The sequence below is a fragment of the Mycobacterium sp. NGS54 genome, assembly GCF_059812465.1.
The window spans coordinates 1-19,661 of record NZ_JCALCS010000002.1; the positions used below are offsets into that span (position 1 = coordinate 1).

At 67.3% G+C, this 19,661-nt stretch carries 18 protein-coding genes; 1 reads left to right on the forward strand and 17 read right to left on the reverse strand.

Annotated elements, in window-relative coordinates:
- From AC5Y5E_RS04935 to AC5Y5E_RS04990, 12 genes are all read right to left on the reverse strand, one after another.
- Positions 1 to 786, reverse strand: a 786-nt coding sequence (locus AC5Y5E_RS04935; RefSeq protein WP_499901885.1) for a PE family protein, incomplete at its 3' end; no start/stop codon positions are given.
- A gap of 659 nt (positions 787 to 1,445) precedes the next feature.
- A complete protein-coding gene (locus AC5Y5E_RS04940; RefSeq protein WP_499901886.1) occupies positions 1,446 to 1,688 on the reverse strand; it encodes a hypothetical protein in 243 nt (80 codons plus the stop codon).
- A gap of 123 nt (positions 1,689 to 1,811) precedes the next feature.
- Entirely contained in the window at positions 1,812 to 1,958 is a 147-nt protein-coding gene (locus tag AC5Y5E_RS04945) for a hypothetical protein (protein WP_499901887.1), read from the reverse strand.
- Between the two features lie 182 nt (positions 1,959 to 2,140).
- Entirely contained in the window at positions 2,141 to 3,172 is a 1,032-nt protein-coding gene (locus AC5Y5E_RS04950; RefSeq protein ID WP_499901888.1) for a PE family protein, read from the reverse strand.
- A 282-nt stretch (positions 3,173 to 3,454) separates the two neighbouring features.
- Positions 3,455 to 4,990, reverse strand: a complete 1,536-nt coding sequence (locus AC5Y5E_RS04955; protein ID WP_499901889.1) for a PE family protein — start codon at positions 4,988 to 4,990, stop codon at positions 3,455 to 3,457.
- 310 nt (positions 4,991 to 5,300) lie between these two features.
- A complete protein-coding gene (locus tag AC5Y5E_RS04960) occupies positions 5,301 to 6,818 on the reverse strand; it encodes a PE family protein (RefSeq protein WP_499901890.1) in 1,518 nt (505 codons plus the stop codon).
- Positions 6,819 to 7,112: 294 nt separating this feature from the next.
- Positions 7,113 to 8,504 carry a PE family protein gene (locus AC5Y5E_RS04965; RefSeq protein WP_499901891.1) on the reverse strand — a complete coding sequence of 464 codons (1,392 nt, stop codon included), beginning with the start codon at positions 8,502 to 8,504 and terminating at the stop codon, positions 7,113 to 7,115.
- Between the two features lie 136 nt (positions 8,505 to 8,640).
- Positions 8,641 to 11,127 (reverse strand): phenylalanine--tRNA ligase subunit beta, encoded by a 2,487-nt coding sequence (gene pheT / locus AC5Y5E_RS04970; RefSeq protein WP_499901892.1) that lies wholly within the window; start codon positions 11,125 to 11,127, stop codon positions 8,641 to 8,643.
- Positions 11,127 to 12,170 carry a phenylalanine--tRNA ligase subunit alpha gene (gene pheS / locus AC5Y5E_RS04975; RefSeq protein WP_499901893.1) on the reverse strand — a complete coding sequence of 348 codons (1,044 nt, stop codon included), beginning with the start codon at positions 12,168 to 12,170 and terminating at the stop codon, positions 11,127 to 11,129. Before pheS ends, pheT begins: the two co-directional genes overlap by 1 nt.
- Positions 12,171 to 12,294: 124 nt before the next feature.
- Positions 12,295 to 13,104, reverse strand: a complete 810-nt coding sequence (locus tag AC5Y5E_RS04980) for a rhomboid-like protein (RefSeq protein ID WP_499901894.1) — start codon at positions 13,102 to 13,104, stop codon at positions 12,295 to 12,297.
- A gap of 18 nt (positions 13,105 to 13,122) precedes the next feature.
- Positions 13,123 to 13,974, reverse strand: a complete 852-nt coding sequence (locus AC5Y5E_RS04985; protein ID WP_499902602.1) for an adenylate/guanylate cyclase domain-containing protein — start codon at positions 13,972 to 13,974, stop codon at positions 13,123 to 13,125.
- A 203-nt stretch (positions 13,975 to 14,177) separates the two neighbouring features.
- Complete coding sequence (locus AC5Y5E_RS04990) at positions 14,178 to 15,065, reverse strand: PE family protein (RefSeq protein ID WP_499901895.1); 888 nt, start codon at positions 15,063 to 15,065, stop codon at positions 14,178 to 14,180.
- Between the two features lie 267 nt (positions 15,066 to 15,332).
- Here AC5Y5E_RS04990 and AC5Y5E_RS04995 point away from each other — a divergent pair, with 267 nt between their 5' ends.
- Complete coding sequence (locus AC5Y5E_RS04995) at positions 15,333 to 16,379, forward strand: oxygenase MpaB family protein (protein ID WP_499901896.1); 1,047 nt, start codon at positions 15,333 to 15,335, stop codon at positions 16,377 to 16,379.
- Positions 16,380 to 16,383: 4 nt separating this feature from the next.
- Here AC5Y5E_RS04995 and AC5Y5E_RS05000 read toward each other — a convergent pair whose 3' ends face one another.
- The 5 genes from AC5Y5E_RS05000 to infC all read right to left on the reverse strand — a co-directional run bounded on the left by AC5Y5E_RS05000 (position 16,384) and on the right by infC (position 19,351).
- Complete coding sequence (locus AC5Y5E_RS05000) at positions 16,384 to 17,073, reverse strand: PE family protein (protein ID WP_499901897.1); 690 nt, start codon at positions 17,071 to 17,073, stop codon at positions 16,384 to 16,386.
- A 155-nt stretch (positions 17,074 to 17,228) separates the two neighbouring features.
- Positions 17,229 to 18,014, reverse strand: coding sequence for a TrmH family RNA methyltransferase (locus tag AC5Y5E_RS05005; RefSeq protein WP_499901898.1), 786 nt, complete (start codon positions 18,012 to 18,014; stop codon positions 17,229 to 17,231).
- A gap of 9 nt (positions 18,015 to 18,023) precedes the next feature.
- Complete coding sequence (gene rplT / locus AC5Y5E_RS05010; RefSeq protein WP_067012100.1) at positions 18,024 to 18,419, reverse strand: 50S ribosomal protein L20; 396 nt, start codon at positions 18,417 to 18,419, stop codon at positions 18,024 to 18,026.
- A 55-nt stretch (positions 18,420 to 18,474) separates the two neighbouring features.
- A complete protein-coding gene (gene rpmI / locus AC5Y5E_RS05015; RefSeq protein ID WP_067012098.1) occupies positions 18,475 to 18,669 on the reverse strand; it encodes a 50S ribosomal protein L35 in 195 nt (64 codons plus the stop codon).
- Positions 18,670 to 18,742: 73 nt separating this feature from the next.
- On the reverse strand, positions 18,743 to 19,351 hold the full coding sequence (infC, locus tag AC5Y5E_RS05020) for a translation initiation factor IF-3 (RefSeq protein WP_499902603.1): 609 nt from the start codon (positions 19,349 to 19,351) through the stop codon (positions 18,743 to 18,745).
- Positions 19,352 to 19,661: the final 310 nt, after the last annotated feature.

Consider the following 19,661-nt stretch of genomic DNA (forward strand, 5'->3'; position numbering starts at 1 on the left):
GAGTGTCTCACCCGTCTGCAGCGCCGTGTTGAGGCCGGCCCCAAGGTTTCCGGCCAAGTTACCCAAGCCGCTCAGCCCCGCCTGGAGATTGGCCGCCAACCCACTCAGGCTGCCGCTCAGGCTCGCCGACAGCGCCGCGCTCAGGTCAAGACCGAAGTTGGCGTTAAGCAGCGCCTGGAGGGCAGCGTTGGCCTGAGCGATCAGCTGGGCACCCGTTGCCGACATTGCTGCGCCGGCATTTTCTAGGGCGAGCCCGGCCTGGACGATGGCGTTGCCTGTCTGGACCAGCCCATTGCCAAGGCCCGACAGGACAAATCCGCCGGTCTGGAAAGCGATTCCGCTGAGGCCGGCGCCGAAGAGCGTTTGCACCGTGCCGGCAAGCCCGGCCCCCAGGCTGCTGCTCAAGCCGCCGCCCAGGGAGCCGCTGAGCGCGGCGCCGAACCCGGAAATCGCGCCGCCGATTTCGGCCGCCAGGTTTCCCCCGCCCGAGAGCATCGCGGCGCTGTTGGCAACCTCGGTCGCCGCGTAGGCCGTGGCGCCGCCGCTCAATGTGTTGACGAAAGCATTGTGGAAGGCGGCCGCTTCAGCGCTGATCGCTTGGTACTCCTGGCCGAAGCTGCCGAAGAGCGCTGCGATCGCGGTCGATACCTCGTCGCCCGCCGCGGGCGCCAGCGTTGTGGTGGGGGCGATTATCGCCTGAGTGACCTCGTCCAGTGCCGAGCGAATGGCAGCAAGGTCTTGGGCTGCCACCTCGACGAGGTCGGGAACTGCGACGACGAAAGACATGTTCATCTCCCCACGCGAATGAACGACATATACGTTTATGAGCCCGAATGATCGAGGCAAGTTGAGCGTAATTGCGTGCCGCATAGGCACATTCGGAAATGATTGTTTTCAGGAGGGCAGGGCGCGTCTACTTTGGATTCCCGCAGGCCAAAGGTCTTCAGCGAGTGCACAGGAGTGACTTAGCTCACCAGGGCTCCTGGCCCCGATACCTAAGGAACAAAGTGGTTGCTATTGAACAACATTCAGTTCGCGGCCTCCTCGTCGTGGTAGGTTCCGCTGCGGACAGTCACATTTGGCATGTGCGCAACAGCGTATTTCCGCCGACGCGCGCTTTAAACATCCGGCCAGAGGAAATTATCCAGCGACGAAATTGGTATGACTGTACCGGAAATTTGGAAATGACAAGGCGTTTCCACGGGCCGCCATGGCGACAACCCAGGCCGATGTTTAGAAGGTCAGAAGGGGGGTATCGAATCAACGGCCGGGGTGATGCGGGCGCGCCGATCGCATGGGCGAGCTGTTGGGGCGCGCAGTTCACCAGGGACGGCAGCGGGCGGCTGAAGGGCGTCCCTCCGACACCCACGTTGATGACGAGCGGTAAGTACTCCATCCAGGGGAATGTTTCTCGACCACACTGACATTCACCAAACTCCCTAGGCTCACGCCGCGGGCGCGGGCAGGACAAGCTGAGCGCGTAGGGGTAAGTCGCTGGCCGTTGAGGAAGCCGTCGGCGATGACAGCTGGAGCACCGATGAAGCGAAGGCCGCTGTGCTGGAACCGGGCGCCTGCACTGTGTTGAGGATCGGCCCCATCAAGCTCGCGCTCGCCATCATCGGCAAGCCCACCATGTTGTCCAGCGTCAAGGTGGTGAGCAAGAGCGACGGGTCCCACACCCGGGTCATGCTCGTGTTAATAAGCGTTGCAATCAGATTGGAGGCATTGCGCGCGATATCGCCGGGTATGACCGAGATCGGCTGCAGGTCCCCGGTTTGCAGCGCCGTCGCAATGATCTGTCCGTAGCCGATCTAGTTGGCGGCAAATTGGCGCAGGAACGGGAAGGGGGCCGCCAACCCACCGGCCCCGAGGCGTTGCAGGTTGTTCCCCGTGTTGTAGACGAGCGCGTCGTATGGCCCAGCGATACCCGTGCAGGCGGGGCCCGCCAGCTTGCACATTGACTAAGGCCGCGAGCAGCGAGTTGCCTACACCCGTCAAGGAATTCTCGAGTCCCGCCAAGATGCCGGGTAGGCCCGGAAGGGTCCCTGACACAATTGAATTCAGCTCACTGCCAAGCGAACCCAGCCCGCCAAGGAGCCCCCCAGCCTCAGCCCCGACACCCCCTCAAGCCAGGGCCCAATTAGCCGCCGAATGCTGACGCAAGCAGTTGGGGCGTGTATTCCAGCAACGCCGGAATGATTCCCCCGACGGGCGGGCCGGTGATCGTGACCGGATTCCCGAACAGCGACGCCGTCGTCACGAAGGGTTGCGCGGGAACGAGAAGTCCGGAGAAGGGAATGTTCGCCGTCAGGCCCGGTACCGGCAGGGGCACGGATAACGTCTGCTGGCCGTTGAGGAAGGCGTTCGCGATGTTGGCGGGGGCGTCGACAAACGCGGTGAACGCCGCCACGGGGTCGCCCGTCCCCACGGCCTCGAGAAACGCTGCGCCACTTAATGATGCGGCGAGGCCCGCATTGACCGGTGCGCCCAGAGCATCGAAGGCCAGGAGCTCGGGCAGCCCGACGCCGACGGCAAACGACGGCGGGTTGACCGACGTTACGGACAACGTGGCCGGGACGGCCAGATCCTCGAATAGGTTGAAGGAGCCCAGGGCGAACTTTCCGCCCATGGACAGGATCGGCAGCGGGTTACCGGTCTGTAGCGCCGCCAGCACAAGTTGCGGGTTGGTGTACGTGGTGAACGCCTGGAGCGTGGCGGGTACCGTGACGCCGGCCCACGCATTGCGCATGGATTGCAGGTTGCCGACGGTGTTGGTCACCAGACCTTCGTAGGGTCCGGCGATTCCGGCGGTGCTGGTCGTCGCGGCGGCGGCTCCCCCGAGCAACCCCTGCATCGGAGCGTTCAGCGCGCTCGCCAGGGCCTGCTCCGCGTTGGCCGCCTCGGCGCTGAGGTAGGCACCCGAGCCGGCGTTCATCAGATTGACGAATTGCGCATGAAACGCTTGCGCTTGCGCGTTGATGGCTTGGTACTCCTGGCCGAAGTTGCCGAACAGCGCCGCGACCGCGGCCGACACCTCATCCCCGGCCGCCGCCACCACCCCGGTCGTCGGTCCGGCGGCAGCCGCGCTCGCCTCGCTCAGCACCGCGCGAATGCCCGCGAGGTTTTGGGCCGCCGCCTGCACCATTTCCGGCGCCACGAAGAGAAACGACACCGCCCATCTCCCATCGACTAAACGCGGAGGTCACCGGTGGTGGCCATGGTGAATATGAGGTTAATGGGACGGGTGTGTCGGTGGGGAAAATTGTGCGTTTCGTGACAAGAGTGTAGTCGCGAGGCGATCTCTAACGCGCCCCGCGATTCGCATTGATCGAGAACTCGGGTCACGGCGCCCCTTGACGCCGTGGTCCGACGACTACCCCGGTCGGAGCGATCGCCAGCGCGAGTTGGCGTGGCGTATTGACGGTGTGGACGGGCGGGCGGGCCCAGGGACTGCCTACGTCGGCGGCGTGATCGCCGCCGCGAGCTCAGACCCGAAGCTCAGCAAGCCCGGGATGAAGCCACCGATTTGCGTGCCCGGGAGTGGCCCCCCGCCCCCGCCAAGAACAATCGGGCTGAGCGGAGTGAGAAGTCCACCCAGGGGAATCTCGGCCACCGAGTTGAGGGTCAACAGCGGCTGGCCGGCCACCGTCACGGTCACCGGCAGCGTCGGCAGGCTGATAAACGTTTGGCCATTGAGGAAGCCGTTCGCGATGGCGGCTGGAGCATCGATGAGCGCCGCCGCGGCCCCCAACGGATCCCCAGTCTGCACCGCGGTGACAAACGCGAGCGCGCTGGAGTTCAGTGCGCTCAGTCCGTTGGCCGGCGCACCGATCGCGTCCAACAGGAACTGCAGAGGCAGGCCGAAGGTGATGCCGAGGTTCCCGGGATTAAAGGTCGCCCCGAAGTTGGTGAGCGTTTCGACGACGTTGGTGAAGTTCTGCGCCATCTGCGCGGGGATGGAGCCCGCCGGCAACAGGTTGGTGAAGTTCTGCGCCATCTGTCCCGGAATCGCGAGGATCGGCGCCAGGTCTCCCAGTGGGCCGAGCGGCGTGATGGGCAGCAGCGTCGCCGTGGGCGACCCCAGTTGGCTGATGTCAAAGCTGAGCGGCGCGAATCCGGGAAGAACGACATTTTCCAGGCCCTGCGCGATGGCGTTCACCGCGCCCTGGACGTCGCCCGCCGCGAGGGCCTGACCGGCCGCCTGGAAGCTGGCGGGCAATCCGCTCAACCCCGTGACGAGGTCGTTGCCGGCATTCTGCAGGCTCGTGACGACGGTCTGGGCGTATCCGACCTGGTTGTTGACGAACTGCTGCAGCAACGCGCCCGGGTTGAGCGTCGAAAGACCTTGCAGCCCAGCCTGAATGGTCGCGGGCAAGCTGGCGAGCTCGGCAGGCAGGTTCTGGGCGCCGGTCGCGATCGAAGAAGCGATGGTCTGCGCGTAACCGATCTGGTTGTTGGCTAGTTGGTGCAGGAAAGGGAACGGGTTAGCGCTGAAAGTGCCCCCGATGGCCTGCAGGTTGGTGACGGTGTTCGAGACCAGCGCCTGATACGGCGCGGCCACGGCGGCGCCGAACGAGTTCAGGCCGGTGATCGCCGCGGACGCGCCGCCCGTCGGGAGCGAACCCAGCGCGATGGGCGAGCTGGCGATCGCAGTCGACATCGCTTGCGCGCCGGACTGAATCTCACCACCGAGGACGGCCTGCGCGGCGTTGGCGGCCTCCGCACTCGCATAGGCGCCGGCCCCCGCGTTCATCAAGGAGACGAACTGCTGATGAAACGCCTGCGCCTGCGCGGTGACAGCCTGGAACTCCTGGCCGAAGTTGCCGAACAGCGACGCAATCGCGATCGACACCTCGTCCTGGGCCGCCGTCGCCAGCCCGGTCGTGGGACCGGCTGCGGAGGCTGTGGCCTCCGCCAGCGACGACCGGATACCCGCCAGGTCCTGGGCCGCACTCTCGACCAGGTCCGGCGTTGCGATCACAAACGACATCTGAGTCTCTCCTTGGCTCATCAAGCAGTGACCGGTGGTCACTCGTTATCCAGCAAGAAACCGACGGGGACCCCGTGCACACGCGTGCGTCGAGGCCCCCCGGCTCTTTCGCTACCGGTTACCGACCGGGAACTTACCCGGCGGTAACCAAGACAGACACGAGCCTAATAAGCCGCCTGGCCCAAAGAAAATGACAATTTGCGTTTTCACAGCCGTTCTTCAGCGGAAGGAACCCGCCGCCAAACCCACAGCTAGGGAGGACGCCGGCCAGCGCCGACGCCCTCCCCTCACGGACTGAGTAGCAGGCCGACTACGTAGCCGCGATGTCCGCCGCCAACTGAGCGGGGAAGCTAAGCAGCCCGGAAATCAGCCCACCGATCGGGGTTCCACCCGTGAGTTGGAGCTGCAACTGGAATCCATCCAGATCAACGAAGACCTCGGGGGTAGTGAGCGGAGCGAGAACCCCGCCGAGGGTCAAGTAGGTCGTTGACGGCAGAGAAAGGCCGAGCAGCGAGACGGTCGCCGGGGGCAACGTCACGACGGTCGTCCCGTTCAGGAAGGCGTCGGCGACGACGGCGGGGGCATCCAGGAAGGTGGCGGCAAACGCCGACGCGTTACCCGCCTGCGCCGCGCTGACCAGCGCCGCGCCGGTCGAGTTGAGCGCGCTGAGCGCATTCGCCGGCCCGCCGATCCCGTCCAAGATCAGCTGCAGCGGGATCCCGAAACTCAGCTCGGCCGTATTCGAGATGGTCAGCGTCGTCCCCAGGTTGGTGAAGGCGCTGATCAGATTCGTCGCGTGCTGTGCGATCTGCGCCGGGACCGTGCCGGCCGGGAACAGGTTCGCGACGTTCTGCGCCATCTGTCCGGGGATGGCCACGATGGGCGCCAGGTCCCCCAGCGGACCTATCGGCACGATATCGGTAACGAGCGTCGATCCGTCCGACGGCGCCTGAACGCCATTGAAGCCAGGGAGGAAAGCATTGATCAGCGTCCGGTTGATGGCGCCGTATGCGGCACCGTTGTCGCCCGCCAAGAGATCCTGGGCCGCCTCCAGGAAGCCTCCCGGCAGGGTCTGAACTCCGGTGACGAGGTCATGGGCGGCGTTTTGCAGCGCGGTGGCGGCCACCTGGGCGTCGGCGATCTGGCTGGTGATCAACTGCTGCAGCGCGGCGCCCGGGTTGACGCCGGCCAGGCCCTGAATGCCGGCCTGAATGGTCGCCGGCAGACCGGCCAATTCGGCGGGCAGGTTCTGGATGCCGGTCGCGATCGTCTGCCCGTAGAAGATCTGGTTGTTGACGAGCTGGTGCAGGAGCGGGAACGGGTTGGCGCTGAACGTTCCTCCAATGGCCTGCAGGTTGGTGGCGGTGTTCGAGACCAGCGCCTGGTAGGGCGCGGCCACCGTGGCGCCGAACGAGTTGATCCCGCTGAACAGCCCGGCCGCCCCGCCCGTCGGAAGCGACCCGAGCCCAATGGGCGAGCTGGCGATCGCGTTCGACATCGCTTGCGCGCCAGCCTGAATCTCGCCACCGAGCACCGCCTGCGCGGCGTTGGCGGCCTCCGCACTCGCGTAGGCGCCGGCGCCCGCGTTCAGCATGGAGACGAACTGCTGGTGAAACGCCTGCGCCTGCGCGGTGACAGCCTGGAACTGCTGGCCGAAGTTGCCGAACATCGATGCGATCGCGATCGATACCTCGTCGGACGCCGCTGTGGCGACCCCGGTCGTGGGGGCCGCCGCGGACGCCGCCGCCTCGGCCAGTGACGAACGAATGCCCGCCAAATCCGTAGCCGCGCTCTCGACCAGGTCCGGCGTTGCGATCACAAACGACATATCCAACCTCTCCTCGGGCCACGATGACCGGTGGTCACCCACATGGACGCAGTCGAACAAGGCCCCGCGCACAGGCGTGCGCGAGGCCCCCCTCGACTCTTCTTGCGGCTGCTTACCGCGCGGTAATCTTACCGGTCGGTAACCAAGACAGACGTGAGTCTAATAAGGCCGCGCCCATTGTCAACACGGAAATGTCGGTTTTCAGAAAATTCCTTACGGTTGCGAACAGTTTCGCCCCCCGGGCGGCTAACGCCGCAGGTCAAAGGTCGCCCAGCCCGCGAACTGCCGCAACGACTAGGCGATCGGCGGTGCGCCGATCGCCTGCGCGAGGGTCTCGGGCAGGAAGATCAGCAGGCTGGGCAGGATGCCTCCGAACGTCGTGCCGCTGAGCGTAAGCGACCCCGGCCCGAGCGCCGGGATGCTCAGCGACGCGAACTGCAGAGGAGTCAGCAGCCCGCCGACCGGGATGCCGGTGAACGTTTCGATACCGTCGGGGCCGCCGAGCAACGCCGGCAGCGATAGTGTCGCTTGGCCGTTGAGGAAGCCGTTGGCGATGACGGCGGGCGCGTCGATCAGTGCGGCAACCGCCCCAAGCCCGTCGCCCGCTTGCAGCGCGCCGATGAATGCGCTCGCGCTGGATCCGGCCGCTTGCACGGTGGTGATCGGCGGCCCCAGCGCGTCGAGCGCGAGCACCAGGGGTAACCCGATGTGCAGGTTGCCGGTGTTCAGATCCAACGTCTGGGACAGATCCGTCAGCGTCGCGAATACGTTGGTCGCGTGCTGGACCACCGTTGCCGGAATCGACCCGGCCGGAAGGAGATTCGTGAAGTTCTGCGCCATCTGCGCGGGGATACCGAGGATCGGTAACAGGTCGCCCAAGGCGCCGCCGGGCACAATATCGAGCAGCCCGGTGACGGGGTCCACGGTCACGTTGAGGTTGGTGAAGATCGGGGCCAAGAAGGCGCCGCCGACTTGCAACAGCCCGCCGGTCACGTCCCCGGACATGATGGTTTGCAGCCCGGTTTGCAGGTTCGCCGGGAAGGCGGTCAAACCAGCCAGGAAATCGCTGCCGGCGTTCTGCAGCGAGGTGGCGATCAGCTGCTCGTAGCCGATTTGTTGGTCGACGACCAGCTGCGCGGTGGACACCGGGTTGAACGCCGAGAATCCCGAGATGCTCGCCGGCAGGTTGGCGAGCTCGGCGGGCAGGTTGGCCACCGCGTTCTGAAATCCCGTCGCGACGGCCTGACCGTACCCGAGTTGGTTGCTGAGGAACCGATTGAAGAGCGGCGCGGGGTTCGCGCCGATGGCGCCGCCCAGGCTTTGGAGGTTGCTCACGGTGTTGGAGACCAACGCCTGATATGGGGCGGCGACGGTGGCGCCGAAGTCCAGCAATACTTGCCCGACATTGGACGCCTCGGCGCTCACGTAGGCGCCCGCACCGGCGTCCATCAGCGAGACGAACTCCGAGTGAAATACCTGTGCTTGGGCGCTAATTGCCTGAAATTGCTGCCCGACGTTGCCGAACATCGCGGCGATCGCGATCGATACCTCGTCCTCGGCGGCGGCCACGGTCCCGGTCGTGGGACCCGATGCGGTCGCGGCGGCTTCGGCCAGCGACGAACCAATACCCGCCAACTGCTGTGCGGCACCCTGGAGCAGCTCCGGCGCCACGCTCACAAACGACATCCCGATCTCCTCGACTGTTTGCCCGGTGGCCAGTTCTTACTTGCAAGTAAGATCTTTTCCGCGGCGTCGCCGAAGACCATCGGTCAAATGGCGTAGAAAACCGTTCGAGGGGGTCGTAGATCGGCGGGCGCCGGTCTCAGGCGCGCAGTTCGGCGCCGACCACCTCGGCGGCGCGCCGCACGGCGGCGTCGCGGGCCGCGCTGGCGTCGTCCTCGGTCAGCGTGCGATCGGGCGCCCGGAAGCGCAGGGCGAACGTCAGGGATTTGCGGTCCTCGCCGATTTGGGGGCCGGTGAACACGTCGAACAGCTGCAGATCTTCCAGCAGTTCCCCGGCTCCTTCGCGAACGGCGTCCGCCACGGCCTGGGCCGGCACGTCCGCGGCGACCACGAGGCTGAGGTCCTGGAACACGGCCGGAAACGGCGACACCCGCGGCGCCGGCAGCACGTCGACGATCGGGATCGCATCGAGGTTGAGCTCCATCGCGCAGGTGCCTTTGGGCAGCCCGGAGCGCTCGACAACTGCGGGATGCAGCTGCCCCGCATAACCGACGCAGGTCTGGCCCACGAGCACCTCGGCGCACCGGCCCGGGTGCCAGGGCAGGTGCTGGGCCGCCCGCAGACGAACGTCAATTCCGCTGGCGCGTGCCACGATTCGCACCGCCTCGAACGCGTCGGCGGCTTCGACGCGGCGGCCGGGACCCCATGGGCCGCGCGGTTCGCGCAGGCCGGTCAGCACCGCGGCGACGTGCTGCGGCTGTCGCGGCAGGGACGCGTCCAGCATCGCGATCTCGGTGTCGGTGGGCCGGCGGTGGACCGGGATGAGCTCGACGGCGCGGGTCTCCTCGGTCGGCTGAACCACCTGCGCCAGGGCGAATAGCGCGGCGTCGACGAGGCCGCGGGATACGTTGCGCCCCAACGCTTCCAGCAGTGCCGGCAGCAGCGTGGTGGCCAGCGCAGGGCGGTCGGCCTCCAGCGGGTTGAGCACATGCGTCGCCGTGCGCCGCGGGTCGTCGGCCGGCAGCCCCCAGAGGTCGAAGACACCGGGGGGCAGGAAGGGCGTCGGCAGGATCTCGACGTAGCCCGACTGGGCCAGCGACCTGCCGATCGCACGGCGCCGCTTCTGCGGCGCGGTGAGACCGCGGCCGGCGGGGGCCGCCGGCAGCACGGACGGGATCACCTCCAGCCCCTCCAGCCGCATGACCTCCTCGACGAGGTCGGCGGGCTGCAACAGATCGGGGCGCCAACTCGGCGGCGTGACGATCAGGATGTCGTCGTTTTCGGCTACCGCCGCGCCGATTTGGGTGAGCCGCCGGGCCGTCGTGCCCGGGCCGTACGCCACGCCGGCGACGCGGTCCGGCAGGTCGACGCTGATCCGGATCGGGGGCTGCGACCAGTCCTCGCGCGGCGGATCGCCCCGCCAATCGGTCAGGGTCGGCGACACCGCTCCCCCGGCGATCTCGGCGAGCAGGGCGGCACACCGGTCCAGCGCGGCCACCGAGATGGCCGGGTCGACGGAGCGCTCGTAGCGGCGGGCCGCCTCGCTGGGCAGGTGCAGCCGTCGCTGGGTGCGCGACACCCCGGCCGGGTCCCACACCGCCGCCTCCAGCAGCACGTCGGTGGAGTCGTCGCGCACCTCGGTGGTGGCCGCACCCATGACGCCGCCGATTGCCGCGGTCGCCTCGTCATCGACGATGAGGACGTCGGCCGGATCGAGCCGGCGCTCGATGTCGTCCAGTGTGACAACGGTTTCGCCGGGCCGGGCGAATCGCACGGCGAGGCCCCCGGTGATGCGATTGCGGTCGTGCGCGTGCATGGGGTGGCCGAGCTCGAGCATCACGTAGTTGGTGACGTCGACCGCGGGAGAGGTCGCGCGGATCCCGGCCAGCAGCAGCCGGCGCTGCAGCCACCACGGCGACACGGCGGCGGGGTCGATCCCGGTGACCGGGCGCAGCGCGAAGCGGCGCACGCCCGTCTCGGCGTCCACCGTCAGCGGCCACGCCTCCCCCTCAACCGGCAGCGGCTTGATGTCGGCCGGGTCGACGAAGTTGAGGTCGTAGGCGCAGGCGATCTCGCGGGCCAGGCCCCGCACCGACATGCAGTAGCCGCGGTCCGGGGTGATCGCCAGGTGGAAGACGACGTCGTCGAGACCGAGCACGTCGGCACCCGAGGCTCCCGGTTCTGCGGTTTCGGGCGGCAGCACCAGGATCCCGGAATGGTCTGCACCCAAACCGAGTTCGGCGGCGGAGCAGATCATGCCGTCGGAGCTGCGGCCGTAGGTCTTGCGGGCCGTGATGGCAAAGCCGCCGGGCAGCGTGGTGCCCGGCAACGCCACCACGACCAGGTCGCCGACCACGAAGTTGGTTGCCCCGCAGACGATCTCGCGCGGCTTCTCCTCGCCGACGTCCACCAGGCAGGCGCGGATGGGCTTCTTGAATTCGGTGAGCTCTTCGATGGAGGTGACGCGCCCGACCGTCAGGGGGCCGTCGACCGGGCCGAGGGTGACGACCTCTTCGACCTCGTGACCGATGCGCACCAGCGTCTGCTCGATGTCGCCGGGCGCCGCATCCCAGCCCGGGGCGCCGGCCGTGACGACCTCGCGCAGCCAGCTGTAGGGAATGCGCATCAGGCACCCACCCCGAACGGCAGCGAGAACCGGATGTCGCCCTCGACCATGTCACGCATGTCCGGGATCCCGTTGCGGAATTGCAGCGTGCGTTCCAGGCCCATGCCGAACGCGAAGCCGGAGTAGATTTCGGGGTCAATTCCCGCGGCGCGCAATACGTTTGGATGCACCATCCCGCAGCCACCCCATTCGACCCAGTCGGCGCCGCCCTTCTTGTTGGCGAACCACACGTCGACCTCGGCGGACGGTTCGGTGAACGGAAAGAAGTGGGGCCGGATCCGGGTGCGCGCGGTCGGCCCGAACTCGGCGCGCGCGAACGCGTCCAGCGTCCCGCGCAGGTGCGCCATCGACAGGCCACGGTCGACGGCCAGCCCCTCGACCTGGTGGAAGACGGGCGTGTGGGTGGCGTCCAGTTCGTCGGTGCGGAACGTGCGGCCAATCGAGATGATGTAGACCGGCAGCTCGCGCTCCAGGAGCGTGCGGACCTGCACCGGGGAGGTGTGGGTGCGTAGCAGCTGACGGGAATCCTCGGGCGCGATGTAGAAGGTGTCCTGCTCGCTGCGGGCGGGGTGGTCGGCCGGAAAGTTCAGGGCATCGAAATTGAACTGCTCGGTTTCGACCTCGGGTCCCTCCGCCAGCTCCCATCCCATCGAGATGAAGGTATCGGCGATGTGCTCCGCCAGAATCGTGATCGGGTGCCGGGCGCCGGGCGGCTGTCGGGTCGACGGCAACGTGACGTCGATGCCCTCGGCGACCAGGACCGCGGCGTCGCGCTCGGCGCGCAGCGCCGCCAGCCGTTCGTCGTAGCTGCGCTGGGCCTCGCCGCGGGCGATGTTGACGCGCTTGCCGGCGTCGGCGCGCTCGTCCTTCGGAACACTGCCCAGCGCCTGACGCGCCAGAGCCAGCGGCGAGCGGTCACCGAGGTACTCGGTCTTGACCCGCGCCAGCGCGTCCAGGTCGTCGGCGCCCTCGATGGCCCGGCGGGCGGCCGAGACCGCCTCGGCCAACGCTTCCGGCGACAGGTCGACGGGTTGATCGCCCACGCGGCGGCACTCTCCTTGCTGACGAGGCTGTTGGACGCGCCGGGATGTGCCCAGCGCAAATGCCGATCATAGGTGATTCGGCCCCCGGCGCTCGGCGCGTGCCGTGGTGTCGGCCGGCGAGTGACTAGCCGGCCGCGACCGGCTGCGGAGCGGCGTCCACCACCGGCAAAACCGGCACCGCACGGCGGGCCGTGATGAATCGATAGCTCTTGTGGGCCACCAGCGCGCCCAGGAGGCCGAACGCCGGCGCGGCGGCCATCGTCCCCCAGTGGTGCGCCAGCATGAGGAAACCGAACCCGGACGAAGCCGCCAGCATCAGGAAACGCAGCGGCGTCCAGTGAATCGGCTGCCGGAAGCGCGCGGACACCAGCACGCCCAGGACCACGGCGACGGTGTGACCCGCGTCGGTGAAATCGCCCCCGATGATCGCGGAGGCCAGCCCCGCGGCGACCCACCAGCCGACCCACGCGGCCCGCCAGCGCGCGGGAATCACCGCCGTCATCGCCCCCAGCACCGCCAGGGCGCCGTAGCTCATCCCCACATCGCTGGCCCGGGTGATCGACATCGGCATCCAGCCGAACTCGACCGCGGCGGCCAGGGCCGCGGCCACCACCAGCGTCGCGCCAATGTGGCCCACCAGGAACGCCACCAACAGCCGGATGGTGCGCAGGTGGAGCTCCGCGAGCGCGAGCAGGCAGGTCAGGAACGGCAACCAGAAGTACAGCGGTCCGGCGTCGACGACCAGCGCGCTTCCCAAGAGGGTGCCCACGTGGCCGTGCGCCAGGTTGTGCAGGTTGGTGCTGGCCCGCTGGACGAGGACATCATGCGCGTGCGGACCCAGCGCCAGGAGGGCGCAACTGATGGCAAGCAGCGCCGCCACGTATCCCACGGTGAATCGGACCCGGGCAAGCCGGGAGAAGATGCCCCCAATCATTGCCATCCATTATGTGGGCTAATTTGTTTCGGAAGTGTGATCAAAAGCTGTTAACTCCTTAAGAGTCTTTAGGCGATATATCCCCAGGTCAGCGGGGACGCCGGCGGGCTTACCCGCAAATACGGGCCTACGTGCACGCTTGGCGACGATGCCCAACGCGTCCAGCTCGGTTTGCGGTATTTGATCCAACGTCGAGCTCGACACCATGATTCCACCTTTGGTGGCGCGTTCCATAACTCGAGCGGCGACATTCACGTCGACGCCCAGCCAGTCCGCGGCCATTCGCTGCGGCCGACCGGTGTGGATCCCGACCCGCATCCGCGGCGTATAGCCCGCCACCTCGACCGACTTCAGCGCCTCGTTGGCGGCCAGCACTGCGCGCAGGGCGACCGTCGGATCGCGGAAGACGGCCATCAGCCCGTCACCCATGCGCTTGACGATGTGCCCGCCCGCGTCCAGCAGCGGCGGCTCGACGGCCCGCGCCACCCGTCGCAGCAGGGTGAGCGACGCGTCATCGCCCGCGTGCAGCGACCACGTCGAGAAGCCGACCAGGTCGGTGAATACCAGCGTGACCTCCGGGTTCGCCGGCCGACGGGAAACCGTTTCGGTCAGCGCCTGCCACACCTGCAACACACCGAGGCTGAGCTCCCGCGACGCCGCGTCCCGGTCCCCCAGCAGCCGGTCGGCGGCTCGCGCCGCCGCGCGCGGACCGCCGTCGCCCGCGGTGGACAGCGGATCGCCGAACTCGGGATCTCCCGGCAACAGCCGTCGCGCCCGCCGCAGAAACGACACCACACCGGGGCTGTGATTCGTGGAGTGCAGCCACCGCGCCGGCGAGCGGCGTTCCGAGGCCGGGGGCGCGGTCGCCAACGCTTCGTGGTTGGACTTCGGGTCCGTCTCCGGGGTCTCGCCCGGGTCCGGATCGCGCGGCGCGAGTTCCACTTGGCCAGGTTATGCGGTCGGCGAAGAAGCGAGCAATGACAGTCACACGTATGTGTCACATCTCGCAAGAAACGCGCTGCTACGTGGTCGTCCGCGAATCCACAACCGCCGGCGCGATGTGAAACTGACCGTTAGACGGCGCTCATGATGCCGGCGAGGAAGCCACCGAACTCAGTGCCGCTCAACGGGAAGGAAGTCACCGTCCCGTCACTCGAGGTGAGGCTGAACGTGACGGGCTGGAGAGGCGCTAAAAGCCCCCCGAAGGGAATGGTCATCGACCCCGTCGAGTACCCCGAACCCGACGGCGCCGCCTCGGTGATCGTCACGGATTGCTGGCCGTAGAGGAAGCCGCTGCCGACGTTCGAGGGAGCAGTGACGAGTGCGGTAAGGGCCGCCACCGGGTTCCCCGTCTGGACCGCGCCGACAAATGCCGCACCACTGGCGTTGAGCGCGGCCAGCCCGTTGATGGGCGCCCCTATCGCGTCAACGGCCAGCGCGAGGGGCGTGCCCACTTGGAGGGATCCTGACGTGATGGTGACCCCGAATATCGAGTCGTTGCCGTACAGCGTCAGCACCACAGGACCGAGCGGAGTGAGTGTGTTGATGAGGGGAATGGCGACCGCTGGATCGAGCAAACCGTTGAGCAGGCCCGTGCCGCTGGATTCCAGGGCACTGGTCAGGGCGCCCATGCCGCCGCCGGCGGACAAAGCCTCGATGGGTCCATCCACTGCGTTGAGCAAGTTCTGCTGAGCATTCGCGGCCTCGGCTTCGACATACATGCCCGCGGTCGTGGTTAACGCGCCCACGAACTGGTTATAAAATGCCCGCGATTCCGCGCTGAGCGCCTGAAATTCCTGGCCAACGTCGCCGAACAGTCCCGCGATCGCGATCGACAGCTCGTCCTGAGCCGCGGGCGCGATCACGGTAGTGGGGCCTGCGGCCACCGCGGTGGCGGATTTCAGCACGGAGCCAATGCCCTCCAGATCCCCGGCCGCCGCCGCGACGACATCCGGTACCACGCTGACAAAAGACATAGTCGGTCCCCCTTGGACTCGCGACTGCGATCACGAAATCGAGCACTGAGTGTATTGGCGGGGGGCCGGCGCTGGCCTCACCTCCGGTCGACGTGCGCCCAGTACCCGCGAGCGCACCCCGGCAAACGTCCTATCACGACGCTGCCACGCCGACGCGGAAACTGCATAACAACCGCGCCGCCGGCGTGCCGAATCGTAGACAACGCGCGTTGTCAAAGTTATCGTGAGCGGAGTTAGGAGCAGGAGGCCGAGATGACTGCCATACCAACGACATCCGCGGATCCCCTCGGACCCGACTCCCTCACCTGGAAGTACTTCGGCGACCTCCGCACCGGAATGATGGGCGTCTGGATCGGCGCGATCCAGAACATGTATCCGGAGTTGGGCGCGGGCGTCGAGGAGCACTCCATTCTGCTGCGCGAGCCGCTGCAGCGGGTTGCCCGCTCGGTGTATCCGATCATGGGCGTGGTCTACGACGGCGACCGCGCGGCCCAGACCGGTCAGCAGATCACGAGCTACCACCGGACAATCAAGGGCGTGGACGGCGCGGGCCGCCGTTACCACGCGCTTAACCCCGAGACGTTCTATTGGGCGCACGCCACGTTCTTCATGCTCATCATCAAGGTGGCCGAGTACTTCTGCGGAGGCCTGACCGAGGCGGAGAAGCGGCAGCTGTTCGACGAGCACGTGCAGTGGTACCGCATGTACGGCATGAGCATGCGCCCGGTGCCCCGGTCGTGGGAGGAGTTCCAGGAGTACTGGGATCGGGTGTGCCGCGACGAGCTGGAAATCAACCAGGCGACGCTGGACATCTTCAAGATCCGGATTCCCAAACCCAAGTTCGTGCTGATGCCGACGCCGGTCTGGGACCAGTTGTTCAGGCCGCTGGTGGCCGGTCAACGCTGGATCGCGGCGGGACTGTTCGAGCCGGCGGTGCGCGAAAAGGCGGGCATGCACTGGACGCCGGGCGACGAGGTGCTGCTGCGCGTCTTCGGCAAACTCGTCGAGTTGGCCTTCCTGGCCGTTCCCGACGAGATCCGGCTGCACCCGCGCGCGCTGGCCGCCTATCGCCGCGCCGAAGGCCGGCTGCCCAGCGACGCGCCGCTGGTGGAGGCGCCGGCGTTCGTGGCGCCCCCACGCGACCGCCGCGGGCTGCCGATGCATTACTTTCCGCCGCGTCCGCGAACCCCGCTCGACCCCGCCAAGTTCCTGATGGAGCGCGCGGGATCGTTGGTGCACGGCACGCTTTCGCTCACCGGTCTGCGGCCCGCTCGGGGCCGCAGACCCAGGGCGGCGTGAGCAGCTACTGGACCGAAACGTTGGGAAGCGAGCCGCCGAGGTAGGTCCCGGGGAACGACAGCTGTAGATGGCTGATATCGACGGTCACTCCGGTGATCGCGATCGCGGGGAGCAGGGACCCGGTCACCAATGTCCGGTAGGAGAAATACGGAAGGCTTTGGCCCAGCGACAAGAAGAACTCCCCGTTGGGAGCGATGCCTTCGGTCCCCGTGGCCGACAGCAACGGCAGGACGCCGAACGGCGTGTTCAGGGCGACGCTGCCATTCCCGAGTCCCAACGCCCCGCCGGTGCCGAAGGAAAGGGCCGTCCCGCTCAGCGATATCTCGAAGGGGCCGACGTTGAAAGTGTGGGCGATGACCGGGGTGGTGGTGGCGGCCGGGGCGTTCACGACGTTCGCCAAGGTTTGCTGAGCGTTATTCAGCTCAGTGCTCGCATACTGAATGGCGGCGCCACTCAAACCGCTGACGAAGTCCTCGCGAAAGGCCGTCGCCTGCGCATTGATCGCCTGAAATTCCTGAGCGTGCGAACCAAGCAGCGCCGTGATCGCCGCCGACACCTCGTCGGCGGCGGGTGCGGCGACCGAGGTCGTCTGGCTCGCCGCCGCGGCGGTCGCTTCACGCAGCGCAGAGCCCAAATTCTGTAAGTTTCCGCTTGCCTCCGACACGATGTCGGGCGCCACGCTCAGCAATGACATTGTCGCGCCTCCTTGTCATCGAACCGCTCACGACGAAGACCGCCGGAGTAGCGACGAGACGCAAAGCCTAACAGCCTGCGAGCACAGGAAAGTGGTATTGGCAAACTTTTCGCGACGAATCCCCCGCGTGCACTATCGCAGTTTGCTGGGAGACCCTAAACGCGGCCGAGCGCCCACGCGCTCTGGTACAGGCAGATCGCCGCCGCGGCGGCCACGTTGAGGCTTTCGGCACCGCCGGACATCGGGATGCGCACGCGCCGGTCCGCCGCGGCCGCGAGCTCGGCCGACAAGCCGTGTGATTCGGCCCCGAACAGCCAGGCCGTCGGCGCGGCGAGGTCCGCTTCGTCGAGGCGCGTCTCCCCGTCCACCGTCGTGGCCAGCACCTGCAACCCGGCGGCGCGCAGCGCGTCGACGGTCCCGGCGGCGTCGGGCGCGGCGACGACCGGGATCGAGAAGATGCTGCCGGCCGACGCGCGCAGGCACTTGCCGTTGTACGGGTCGACGCTGTGCCCAGCGAGCACCACCGCCCCCGCGCCCATCGCGTCGGCGATGCGAATCAGCGTGCCCGCGTTTCCCGGCTCGCTGATCTCAACGGGAACGGCGACCAGCCGGGGCGAGCCCGCCAACGCGTCCTCGAGCGCGGTCGCCGGCATGTCGCAGACCGCCACCAGTCCCGTCGGTGTGACCGTGTCCGAGAGCGCTTTTGCGGCGCGCTCCGTGACCAGGTGGACCGGACACCGCTGGGTGGCGAGCAATGCCGCGTGCCGCTGCGCCGCCGGTTCGGTGACGAACACGTCGCGGATCAACCCGCGGGCGGCCGCGGCGCCGACCAGGTTGGGGCCCTCGACCAGGAACCGTCCCGCCCGGCGGCGCCCGACGTGCCGGTGCAATTTGACCGCCGCGGCCACCCTGGCCGAGCGTTCGGTGAGCGGCGCCGGCATCGCCGGCAGTTAGGCGGCCTCTCCGGAATCCGACGGGGCGTTGACGTCCTCGGGCAGTGCCGCCCGGGCGACGTCGACCAGCGCGGTGAACGCCGCCGGATCGGTGATCGCGATGTCGGCGAGGTTCTTGCGGTCCACCTCGACGCCGGCGGCCTTCAGGCCCTGGATCAGCCGGTTGTAGGTGATGTCGTTGGCGCGTGCGGCCGCGTTGATCCGCGAGATCCACAACTTGCGGAACTCGCCCTTACGGGCACGACGGTCGCGGTAGGCGTAGTTCAGCGAATGCAGCTGCTGCTCTTTGGCTTTGCGGTAGAGCCGGGACCGCTGGCCGCGATAGCCCTTCGAGGCCTTTAAGACGCTGCGCCTCTTCTTGTGGGCATTGACCGCCCGCTTCACGCGTGCCATGGATGTTCCTACTCTCGTTCTGGCAGTAAATGGTTCTAGGTCTAGTGCCGGCCGATTAGCCGTTCAGCAGCTTGTTGACGCGCTTGGTGTCGTTGGCCGACACCGTGGTGCGGCCGTCCAACCGCCGCGTCCGGGTCGACGGTTTGTGCTCCAGCAGGTGTCGGCGGTTGGCTTTCTGGCGCAGGATCTTCCCGGTGCCGGTGCGCCGGAACCGCTTCGACGACCCGCTGTGGGTCTTGGCCTTGGGCATGTTTCCTCTACTTTCAGTACTTCTCAGTACTTTTCAGTACCTTCGGTACTGGCTGGTACTCGTTCGTGTCAGGTCAGTTAGGCGAAGGGCTGGCGTCGGCCTCCGCATCAGAGTCCGGTGCCGGGCCTCCCCCGGGTCCTTCTGGGTGCCGCGCCCGGGCGCGGGTCTTCGCGCCGCGGTGCGGTGCCAGCACCATCGTCATGTTGCGGCCGTCCTGCTTGGCGGACGTTTCGACGAATCCGTAGTCGGCGACGTCCGCGCCCAGGCGCTGCAGCAATCGGTAGCCCAGCTCGGGCCGCGACTGCTCGCGTCCGCGAAACATGATGGTGACCTTGACCTTCGATCCCGCCTCCAGGAAGCGGATTACGTGGCCCTTCTTGGTCTCGTAATCGTGATCGTCGATTTTTGGTCGCAGCTTCTGTTCTTTGACGACGGTCTGCTGCTGGTTCCGGCGGGATTCGCGCGCCTTTTGCGCCGCCTCGTATTTGAACTTGCCGTAATCCATGATCTTGCAGACCGGAGGTCTGGCGTTCGGGGCAACTTCGACGAGGTCGAGATCGGCGTCCGCGGCGACGCGCAGTGCGTCCTCGATGCGCACTATGCCTACCTGCTCTCCCCCTGGGCCGATCAATCGGACTTCAGGTACGCGGATGCGCTCGTTGACGCGGGTCTCAGTGCTGATGGGGCCTCCCTTGTTGGGCTTCTTTGTCGAGTGGCGGCCGCAGCGGTGGAAAACCACACCATCAGCAAAAAAGCCCTGCACAAGCAGGGCCCAATGCCGACCGATCACGGCTGGAACTCCAGCCGCCCGCGCTGCACGCGAAACAGGCATTCACGATGCCTGTGACCGGACCGCTGCGCCTTGAAAAACCTCGTGGCGAGCGGTGGGAGTGGGACTCCACTTAACTGTTCCCGGCGTTCACCGGGATGGTCGCAGTCGATAGTTTAGCAGCCATGACGCGTCTTCCTGCACGTCTGCGGCCGGACGGGCG